We start from the raw sequence: 10,525 nt of genomic DNA, 5'->3' as shown, positions 1-10,525 counted from the left end.
GTTTCAAGCGTGACGTCGGTAAAGTAGTCGAGACGATCGACGCGATCGCGCGATAATTTGATTTTTTCACCGTCGTACCAGGAATTTTCGAACTGGCGCAACTCGCGACGAATGACTTCATCGCGCGTTTTGGTATTGCCCGAAATATTGATGTTGCGCACATAGACGCGCTTGCCCGGATCGATCAAGACCGTGAACGCTACTTCCTTCTTGTCGCGATCGATTTGCGGACTTGCATTCACGTTGGCAAATGCATAGCCGAAATTACCCATGCGTTCTGAAATGCTCTTGGTGCTCGCAGTCAGCTTTTCGCCTGAATAGACATCGCCTTTTTTCAGTTGCAGCAATGAATTCAATTCCGCTTCGCGACCGAACATTTCACCTTCCAGCTTGATGCTCGATACCGTATATTTTTCACCCTCATTGATATTGATGGTGATGTAAATATCCTTCTTGTCGGGCGAAATCGAGACCTGGGTCGATTCGATCTGCATCTCGATATAGCCGCGATTCTGGTAATAGGATTTCAGCGTTTCAATATCGCCGGCAAGTTTCTGTTTTGAATATTGATCAGCCTTTGAGTACCAGGTAAACCAGCCCGGTGTGCGCAGACTCAGCATCTTGATCAAGTCTTTTTCACTGAACGCCTTGCTGCCGATGATATTGATATTCTTGATGCGTGAAACATCGCCTTCATCAACTGCAAAATTGATCGATACGCGATTGCGTTCCACCGGCGTGACTGTCGTCGTGATCAGTACGCCGTACAAACCGCGCGACAGATACTGGCGTTTCAATTCCTGTTCCGCGCGATCTACCAGTGCCTTGTCGAAAATACGCGACTGGCCGACGCCGATTTCCTTCAGGGCCTTGGTCAGCTGTTCCTTGTCGAATTCCTTGGTGCCGGAAAATTCAACGCTGGCAATTGCCGGGCGCTCTTCAACGAACACCACCAGTACGTCGCCCTCGACTTCGATACGCACATCCTTGAAGAAACCTGTCGCATACAAGGCCTTGATCGCGGTCGCGCCTTTTTCATCCGTAAACGTTTCCCCTACCCGCACCGGCAGATAGCTGAACACCGTACCGGCTTCGGTACGCTGTATGCCTTCAACACGAATGTCTTTTACGGTGAAAGGGTCAGCCGCCTGCGCATAGCCGGAGCACAATGCAAACGCTGCAACAGCGATAAGGTGACGACGAAATATCGGCAAAGGGAAACGCTCTGAATGTAATTTCATTGGCTATCGTAAATTAAGATACTAGTCAGACTCGGATTCAGGGAAAGGCTTGCCTCGTCAGGAAATCAGGCGGTTGATGTCATTGAAGACTGCCACCAGCATCAAGGTCATTAATATTCCTATTCCTGCACGCTGGGCAATTGCACCAAAGCGTTCAGAAACCGGACGACCTGTCAAAACTTCCACAGCATAATACAGCAAATGACCGCCATCCAGCACTGGGATGGGCAACAGATTCATCACTCCCAGACTGATGCTGACAAAGGCGATAAAGCTGAGATAACTGATCAGGCCGATACGGGCAGTCTGCCCCGCATAGTCGGCGATGGTAATCGGGCCTGTCACATTTTTCCAGGAAACCTCGCCGACGATCATCTTGCCGACCATCTTCAGCGTCATCGCACTGGTATCCCAGGTTTTTTGCACCCCTTTGCCCAAGGCAGCGAGTGGCCCGTGGCTGGCCAGTACCATATCCGGCATCATCGGCACTTCAACCTTGATACGACCGAAAACCTGGCCATCCTTGTCCGCCACTTCCGGCGTCACATTCACGACTAGCGGTTTGCCATCGCGCAAAAGATCAATCTTCAGCATCTTGCCTGGTGCGGCGCGCACCGTATCGACAAAGGCCACGCCGTCGGGAATCGCGACACCATTCACGGCAACAATCAAATCGCCGGATTGCAAGCCGGCCAGCATCGCCGGACCGTCCGGCACGACCTGACCCAGGATCGCTCGCGGACGCGCCAGATCGATACCGAGTTTGACGAGGAAATCCCCTTCCAGCTCTTCGGCAGAAATGCTGTCGACCGGGATCGTCACGGTGCGCATTATTTTACCGGCATGCGGATCGGCAGCTGCACGTTCCACATCCAGCGTGACAGCTTTTTTATTGATCACCGCCTGCACCATCTGCCAGCGCAAATCGTTCCAGATCTGTATCGGTTCGCCGTTGACAGCCGTCACCAGTTCACCGCCGCGCAAACCGGCTTGATGCGCCACCGATTGTTCCGCCGGCGCCCGCAATTTCGGTGCAGGTTCGGGAATACCGTAGCTGTACAAACCGGCAAACAACAGAATCGCCAGCAGGAAATTGGCCAGCGGACCGGCAGCCACGATCGCAATCCGGCGCCACACCGATTGACGCGTAAATTCGCGCTGCATGTCTTCTGCAGACACGTCGCTCAGATTACCTTCGCGCGCATCCAGCATCTTGACGTAACCGCCCAGTGGAAGAATCGACACCGCCCATTCAGTCTGATCCTTGCCGAAGCGACGCGAATAAATGACTTTCCCCATGCCGACAGAAAAGCGCAGGACTTTGACGCCGCACCAGCGCGCGACCAGATAATGCCCGAGTTCGTGCACGATAATCAGCACGCCGAGGACAACGGCAAAAGCAAGTAGGGTTTGGAGAAAATGCATTTTTATATAAAGGAAGCGGCTGTGTCGCGCGCGCGTCTATCCTGTTCAAAAACGGTATCGATGTCGGTCACGGGGCCGGATGGCAAGGCCGCCATCACACGTGCAATCAATTGATCGATGGCGCGAAAACCGATGCGTCCGTCAAGGAAAGCCTGCACCGCAATTTCATTCGCGGCATTCATGATGGCCGGCGCAGAACCGCCTGCCTGTAAGGCATCATACGCCAGTTTCAGGCATGGAAATCGGAGCAGATCGGGATGCTCGAAAGTAAGTTGCGCGATCTTGATCAGATCGATCGGCGCAACGCCGGAAGCGATGCGTTCGGGATACGCCATCGCATGTGCAATCGGCGTGCGCATGTCCGGATTGCCAAGTTGCGCCAGCACCGAGCCATCGACATACGACACCATCGAATGCACGACGCTTTGCGGGTGGATCACCACTTCGATACGGTCGGCCGGCACACCGAACAGCCAGTGCGCCTCTATCACTTCCAGACCCTTGTTCATCATCGTAGCCGAGTCCACCGAAATCTTGCGACCCATTACCCACTTCGGATGCGCAATCGCTTCGGCACATGTCACCTGATCCAGCGTATCCAGAGCCCGATTGAGGAAAGGGCCGCCAGAAGCTGTCAGCAGAATTTTTTCTATCCCGTGCTGCGCCGGCGTGCGTTGCGGTTGATCATGATACGTCGCCGGCATGCACTGGAAGATCGCATTGTGTTCGCTGTCGATAGGCATCAGGATCGCTCCGCTGGCAGCGACCGCTTCCATCAGCAAGGGACCGGACATGACCAGCGCTTCCTTGTTGGCCAACAATACTTTTTTGCCGGCACGCGCTGCCGCCAGCGTAGGCGCCAGGCCGGCGCCGCCGACGATAGCCGCCATCACGCAATCGCATTCGGGCGCACTGGCTACTGCGCACAAGGCTGCAGGACCGTATTCGACCTGCGTTTGCAAGCCCAGTCCGCGCAGAAGCACCTGCAGTTTTTGCGCTGCTTCAGCGCTGCCGACGACCGCTACATTCGGAAGAAACTGCGCACATTGTGCCGCCAGTTCCTCCACCTTGTTTTGCGCCGTCAAGGCATGCACGCGGTAACGATCGGGGTGACGCGCAACGACATCCAGTGTCGATACGCCTATGGACCCGGTTGAGCCCAGAATGGTTATATGCTGCATTTTTTGCTGCATGTGAGCCTTACATCCAGTAAGCAACCAGCACCGCCAGCGGCAGCGTCGGGATCAAGGCATCCAGCCGGTCGAGTACGCCGCCATGGCCGGGCAACAGGCTGCTGCTGTCTTTCATGCCGGCACGGCGCTTGAGTTGCGATTCAAACAGGTCGCCAACGATGCTGGCGGCAACCATCAATATCAATATCAGCAGAAAACCCGGCCAGCCCCATGTGCGATAAAGCTGTACCGCAAACGTGTCATTCAATGCCGGCACGGCCAGTGTGGCCGCGCTGGCAAGCAGCACCAGTATGCCACCGCCGATTGCACCCTCCCACGATTTACCGGGAGAAATCGATGGCGCCAGTTTGCGCTTGCCGAAAGCCTTGCCGCTGAAGTAGGCCCCGATATCCGCAATCCAGACGATAGACATCACCGAAAACATATACAGTGCCGAACGATTGTACAAGCTCAGGATGGCAATAAACGCACCCAGCACCGCAATGCCGTAAATCCCGGTCAGCAGGCGATTGCGCACGCCGTTCAGAGGCGGCAGGCCAAAGGCCAGCGAGGGCACCAGACGCAAGGCCCAGATGGCGACGCAAATTCCGTATAGCAGCACGCTTTGCTTGAAACTGGCGGTCACCACCAGATAGGCAAACGCGACTGTCCACAGCACCGCTCCCACGACGGGAAATTTATTGCCGGACAGACGCAGGCATTCCCATGCCGCGGCAGCAAAGAAAATTGCCGTCAGGATGGAAAATACGATAAAGGAACCGGAAAAAATCGCCAATAGCAGCACTGCCAGCAGAATCACTGCAGTGATGATGCGCGTTTTCAGCATTTGGCCACCGGCATTTGCTCCGTCACCTGGGCGCTGGTACGACCAAAGCGCCGCTCGCGCTGCTGATAGGAAGAGATCGCCAGTTCCAGCGCAGCTGCGTCGAAGTCCGGCCAGTAGGTATCAGTGAAATACAGTTCTGTATAGGCGAGTTGCCACAGCAGAAAATTGGAAATGCGTTCTTCGCCACCGGTGCGTATGAACAGATCCGGTTCCGGCGCATACGCCAGAGACAGGAATGGCGCCAGCTGCTCTTCGCTGAAATCGCCTGCATCCGGATAGGCTGCCGCCATTTTGTTGACCGCCTGCATGATGTCCCAACGCCCGCCGTAATTGGCGCAAATAGTGACCGTCAATTTGTCGTTTGCTGCAGTTTTGCGTTCGGCGCTGGCAATCATTTTCTGCAGCTTGTCATCGAAGCGACTCAGATCGCCGACGATTTTCAGACGTATGCCATTTGCGTGCATTTTCGAGACTTCGCGTTCCAGCGCCGTGACAAACAGACGCATCAACAGCGATACCTCCTCGTCCGGGCGGCGCCAGTTTTCCGAGCTGAATGCAAAGAAAGTCACGTATTCCACGCCCTGCTTCGCGCACGCCTCAACGATCCCGCGCACCGCTTCCACACCCTTGATGTGACCGGCCACGCGCGGCATGAAACGCTTGGTTGCCCAACGCCCATTGCCGTCCATGATGATGGCGATATGACGCGGCACCAGCGATACCTCCGGCACGATTTGGGTCGAACTCGACATTGTCATGAATGCGGCCGAAATAAAGATAGGGAGAGCAGACTCAAACCGTCAGCACTTCTTTTTCTTTTTCGACGACCAGCTTGTCGACTTCCAGCACGAACCTGTCGGTTAATTTTTGCACTTCATCCTGCGCACGACGCTCGTCATCTTCCGAGCAGGCTTTTTCCTTCAAAAGCTTTTTCAGTGTTTCATTGGCGTCGCGACGGATATTGCGGATTGCGATTTTTGCATCTTCGGCTTCGCTCTTGACCAGTTTGACCATTTCCTTGCGGCGTTCTTCAGTCAAAGGCGGCGTCGGCACACGGATCAATTCGCCCTGCGTGGCAGGATTCAAACCGAGATCAGCTTCGCGTATGGCTTTTTCCACCACCGCGACCATCTTCTTTTCAAACGGTTGTACACCGATCGTGCGCGCATCGATCAGCGTCACGTTGGCAACCTGGGTCAGGTTGGTTGGATTGCCGTAATACTCGACCATCACATGGTCAAGAATGCCGGTATGAGCGCGGCCCGTACGAACTTTTGCCAGATCTGCCTTCAAAGTCTCGATCGACTTTTGCATCTTTTGATCGGCAATCTTTTTTGCATCTGCAACAGTCATTACTGTTCTCCTCTTCTACTGCGAGTTAAACGAAAATTGAATTCGCTGAATTCAACTCCACAAAATTCAGCAAAATTTACTTGATTTATACGTGCACCAGCGTGCCTTCGTCTTCGCCCATGACGACGCGCTTGAGCGCGCCCGGCTTGACGATGGAAAATACCTTGATCGGCAGTTTCTGATCGCGGCACAGTGCGAATGCAGTGGCGTCCATCACCTGCAAATGCTTGGAAATCGCTTCATCGAAAGTGATGGTCGAATAACGCGTTGCGTCCGGATCCTTGTTTGGATCCGCACTGTACACGCCATCCACCTTGGTCGCCTTCAACACGATTTCCGCGCCGATTTCCGCGCCGCGCAAGGCCGCTGCAGTATCGGTGGTAAAGAATGGGTTGCCGGTACCGGCAGCGAACACCACAATCTTGCCTTCTTCCAGATATTGCAAAGCCTTGGGACGCACATAAGGCTCAACCACTTGTTCAATCGCAATCGCCGACATGACGCGAGCGGTGATGCCCACCTGACGCATCGCATCGGCCAGCGCCAGCGAATTCATCACTGTGGCCAGCATGCCCATGTAATCGGCCGTGGCCCGGTCCATGCCTTCAGCACCGGGCGCAACGCCACGGAAAATATTACCACCGCCGATCACGATCGCCAGTTCCACTCCCAGCTTGGAGACTTCCGATACGTCGGCCACCATGCGTTCGATCGTCGCGCGATTGATACCGTACGGATCGTCTCCCATTAACGCTTCACCCGAGAGTTTGAGCAGAACACGTTTGTAGGCAGGGGTTGTCATGGGCTGGATTCCTTGTTTTGTCCGGTTTTTTGAGGCGCTGCAATTACTTCAATCTTGTCTGACTTCAATTCGTTGTTTCAACGCGTGCTACCTGCTTGATAACGATAGCCAAATGAAATCCGGCGGCACATCGAAGCATACTTGATGACGTTAAAAAAACGGGCCTTTCGGCCCGATTTTTTTGCTTACGCCTGTTTTGCTGCTGCGACTTGTGCTGCCACTTCTGCGGCAAAGTCGTCCTGCTTTTTCTCGATGCCTTCACCAACCACATACATCGTGAATGCTTTCACAGTGGACTTGGTGTCTTTCAACATTTGTTCGACGGTTTGCTTGTCGTTTTTAACAAATGTCTGGTTCAGCAACGAAACTTCTTTCAGGTATTTCTGTACCGAACCTTCGACCATTTTGGTAACGATCTCGGCTGGCTTGCCCGATTCAGCCGCTTTCAACTCAGCAACCGAACGCTCCTTGGCGATCAGGTCGGCAGGTACGTCGTCCGAAGACAAGGCAACTGGTTTCATCGCAGCGATGTGCATCGCGACGTCTTTACCAACTTGTTCGTCAGCCGCTTCGAAATCAACCATCACGCCGATACGGGTGCCGTGCAGGTAGGAAGCCACTTTGCCGGCGGTTTCAAAACGCACGAAACGGCGAATCGACATGTTTTCGCCAATGCGGCCGATCAATTCAGCGCGTTTTTCTTCCAGTGTTTTGCCATCCAGCGGCAAGGCAGCCAGCGCAGCCAGATCAGCCGGATTGTGTTCCGCGATCAGTTTTGCACATGCATTTGCCAGTGCCAGGAATTCATCGTTCTTGGTGACGAAATCGGTTTCGCAGTTGACTTCCACCAGTGCACCTACATTACCGATAACGCAGGATGCAACCACGCCTTCAGCGGTCACGCGGGAAGCGGCTTTCGATGCCTTGCTACCCAGTTTGACGCGCAGGATTTCTTCTGCCTTGACTGGATCGCCATCGGCTTCCGTCAATGCTTTTTTGCATTCCATCATCGGCGCATCGGTAAGCGCGCGCAGTTCACCAACCATTGCTGCAGTAATAACGGCCATTACAATCTCCTAACAATTCCTGACAAGCGGACGTCGTTCTGACGCCTCTTATCCTATTACGTTCAAAATACGCTCGAAAAAAAGGGGCTAACCGCTGTTGCCCCTTTCATTCTGACGCTCAATCCATCAGAGCCAGGGTATTAAGCCTGGTCGCTGACCTCAACGAAGTCGTCGCCGCCCTTGATGGCTTCAACCAGATCGTTAGTCGCGCTAGCACGGCCTTCGAGGATCGCATCAGCCACGCCACGTGCGTACAACATGATCGCTTTGGACGAATCGTCGTTGCCCGGGATGATGTAAGTCACGCCTTCTGGCGAGTGGTTGGTATCGACCACACCGATAACCGGGATGCCCAGTTTAGCGGCTTCAGTGATCGCACCTTTGTGGTAACCGACGTCAACCACGAAAATTGCGTCAGGAATGCCACCCATGTCCTTGATGCCGCCAATGGATTTTTCCAGCTTGATTTTTTCGCGTTCAAACATCAGCGCTTCTTTTTTGCTGAGTTTTTGCACGGAACCGTCTTCGATCAGCGCTTCCAGTTCTTTCAAACGCTTGATCGATGTCTTGATCGTTTTGAAGTTGGTCAGCATGCCGCCCAACCAGCGTTGATCAACGTAAGGCATGCCGGCGCGCGCTGCTTCAGCGGCGATGGTTTCACGCGCTTGACGCTTGGTGCCGACGAACAGCACGGTGCCGCGATTGGAAGACAATTGCTTGATGTACTTCATCGCCTCCTGGTACATGCCCAGGGTTTTTTCCAGATTGACGATATGAATTCTGTTGCGATGGCCGAAAATGTAAGGGGCCATCTTTGGGTTCCAGAAGCGGGTTTGGTGACCGAAATGGACACCGGCTTCCAGCATTTCACGCATAGTTACTGACATAATATCTCCAGGGTTGGGGTCTGGAATCTGCTCAGTCACCGGAATCGTTTTGCATCTGATTCGGGCACCCTTTTCGAGCGGATTCGCGATTTACAAAAATTTTGCTTGAAGTTCAATCCAGGCAAGCCCGAGATTCTACCTCAAAATACCTGATCGTTTCAAGTCCCGCGCCACTTTGCCCGGCGAATAAGTGTGCGCTCGTCTATAATTCTGCATCTACCACTTTTTTCACGCTGTCTTTTCAGCCACTTCCAGCTTCCCATGAGCAATATTTCAATTAAAACAGCAGAAGATATTGCCGGCATGCGCATTGCCGGCAAACTGGCTTCCGAAGTACTCGATTACATCACGCCTTTTGTCAAAGCCGGCGTCACCACCGGTGAACTCGATCGCCTGTGCCATGAATACATGATCAATGTACAAGACACGATACCGGCGCCGCTGAATTACTGCCCGCCCGGTTACACGCCTTACCCCAAAGCAATTTGCACTTCTGTCAACGATGTGATCTGCCACGGCATTCCGGGCGACAAGGTGTTGAAAAACGGCGACTCGGTCAATCTGGACATTACCGTGATCAAGAATGGTTACCACGGTGACACCAGCCGCATGTTCCTGATCGGCGAGCCATCCATCCTGACCAAGCGCCTGAGCGAAATCACTTACGAGTGCATGTGGCTGGGCATCTCGAAAATCAAGCCGGGCGCGCATCTGGGCGACATCGGCCACGTCATCCAGCAACATGCGGAAAACGCCGGTTATAGCGTGGTGCGCGAATTCTGCGGTCACGGCATCGGCAAGGTGTTCCATGAAGAGCCGCAAGTGCTGCACTACGGCCGTCCCGGCACACTGGAAAAACTCGCGGCCGGCATGATCTTTACGGTCGAACCGATGATTAATGCGGGCCGCCGCGAAGTACGTGAAATGGGCGATGGCTGGACCATCAAAACCAAGGATCGCAGCCTGTCCGCACAATGGGAACATACGATACTCGTAACCGAAACCGGTTACGAAATCCTGACCCAATCAGCCGGCACACCGCCGCCGCCAGCCTTCATCGTGCCACCGGCTACCGTCCAAGCTGCCAACGCCTGATCCATCCATGCCGCCTCTTGCCCATGCACTGAAAGAACAACTCAAAGCCGAACGGCAAACAGTCATAGACCGCTTTCTTGCAGACGGCAAGGCCGAGCAGCTGCTGACGCAATTGAAAAACAAGGTCGATGCCGCGTTGTCGCAGGCGTGGACCAGCTTTGAACTGCCGCCGACCGCCGCACTGATCGCAGTCGGTGGTTACGGACGCGGCGAATTGTTTCCCTACTCCGATGTGGATGTGCTGATTCTGCTGCACGAGCACCCTGATGCGGCACTGCAGGCCAAGCTGGAAGAACTGATCCAGCTGTTCTGGGATCTGGGACTGGAAATCGGTCACAGCATACGCACTATCGACGAATGCCTGTCCGAAGCGGCAGCCGACATCACCGTGCAAACCAGCCTGCTGGAAGCCAGATTGATCATGGGCGATAGCGCGCAGTTTCAATTGCTCAAGGAACGTTGCGACGCCGCGATGGACCCGCAGGCATTCTTTCAGGCCAAGACGCTGGAACTGCGTCAGCGCCATGCCAAATACGAAGATACGCCATACAGCCTGGAGCCTAACTGCAAGGAAAGCCCGGGCGGCCTGCGCGATCTGCAAGTCATCCTGTGGGTGGCAAAGGCTGCAGGCCTCGG

11 protein-coding genes are annotated in these 10,525 nt (G+C 54.3%); 2 read left to right on the top strand and 9 right to left on the bottom strand.

What is annotated here, in order from left to right; all coding sequences use genetic code 11:
- The 9 genes from bamA to rpsB all read right to left on the bottom strand — a co-directional run.
- Positions 1 to 1,241: outer membrane protein assembly factor BamA (gene bamA, locus ABWP27_RS10475; protein WP_353156365.1), on the bottom strand; the 1,241-nt coding region annotated here is incomplete at its 3' end.
- Between the two features lie 57 nt (positions 1,242 to 1,298).
- Positions 1,299 to 2,666: an RIP metalloprotease RseP gene (gene rseP, locus ABWP27_RS10470; protein WP_353156362.1), complete on the bottom strand. Its 1,368-nt coding sequence runs from the start codon at positions 2,664 to 2,666 to the stop codon at positions 1,299 to 1,301.
- 2 nt (positions 2,667 to 2,668) lie between these two features.
- Positions 2,669 to 3,847, bottom strand: a complete 1,179-nt coding sequence (gene ispC / locus ABWP27_RS10465) for a 1-deoxy-D-xylulose-5-phosphate reductoisomerase (protein WP_353156359.1) — start codon at positions 3,845 to 3,847, stop codon at positions 2,669 to 2,671.
- Positions 3,848 to 3,866: 19 nt separating this feature from the next.
- Entirely contained in the window at positions 3,867 to 4,685 is an 819-nt protein-coding gene (locus ABWP27_RS10460; protein WP_353156357.1) for a phosphatidate cytidylyltransferase, read from the bottom strand.
- Positions 4,679 to 5,443, bottom strand: a complete 765-nt coding sequence (uppS, locus tag ABWP27_RS10455) for a polyprenyl diphosphate synthase (RefSeq protein WP_353156355.1) — start codon at positions 5,441 to 5,443, stop codon at positions 4,679 to 4,681. Before uppS ends, ABWP27_RS10460 begins: the two co-directional genes overlap by 7 nt.
- A gap of 34 nt (positions 5,444 to 5,477) precedes the next feature.
- Positions 5,478 to 6,038 (bottom strand): ribosome recycling factor, encoded by a 561-nt coding sequence (frr, locus tag ABWP27_RS10450; protein WP_353156352.1) that lies wholly within the window; start codon positions 6,036 to 6,038, stop codon positions 5,478 to 5,480.
- Positions 6,039 to 6,123: 85 nt separating this feature from the next.
- Complete coding sequence (gene pyrH, locus ABWP27_RS10445) at positions 6,124 to 6,840, bottom strand: UMP kinase (RefSeq protein ID WP_353156349.1); 717 nt, start codon at positions 6,838 to 6,840, stop codon at positions 6,124 to 6,126.
- Between the two features lie 185 nt (positions 6,841 to 7,025).
- The gene (tsf, locus tag ABWP27_RS10440) at positions 7,026 to 7,907 is read right to left on the bottom strand and encodes a translation elongation factor Ts (RefSeq protein WP_353156347.1); all 882 of its coding nucleotides are present in this window, start codon (positions 7,905 to 7,907) and stop codon (positions 7,026 to 7,028) included.
- A gap of 140 nt (positions 7,908 to 8,047) precedes the next feature.
- Positions 8,048 to 8,794, bottom strand: coding sequence for a 30S ribosomal protein S2 (gene rpsB, locus ABWP27_RS10435; RefSeq protein WP_353156344.1), 747 nt, complete (start codon positions 8,792 to 8,794; stop codon positions 8,048 to 8,050).
- Between the two features lie 261 nt (positions 8,795 to 9,055).
- Here rpsB and map point away from each other — a divergent pair, with 261 nt between their 5' ends.
- Positions 9,056 to 9,889 (top strand): type I methionyl aminopeptidase, encoded by an 834-nt coding sequence (gene map / locus ABWP27_RS10430; RefSeq protein ID WP_353156341.1) that lies wholly within the window; start codon positions 9,056 to 9,058, stop codon positions 9,887 to 9,889.
- Positions 9,890 to 9,896: 7 nt separating this feature from the next.
- On the top strand, positions 9,897 to 10,525 hold a 629-nt coding region (locus tag ABWP27_RS10425), incomplete at its 3' end, for a [protein-PII] uridylyltransferase family protein (protein WP_353156338.1).

The organism is Herminiimonas fonticola (assembly GCF_040395855.1).
GTDB classification, from domain to species: Bacteria; Pseudomonadota; Gammaproteobacteria; order Burkholderiales; family Burkholderiaceae_D; genus Oxalicibacterium; species Oxalicibacterium fonticola_A.
This window is presented reverse-complemented; position numbering and strand designations above follow the sequence as displayed.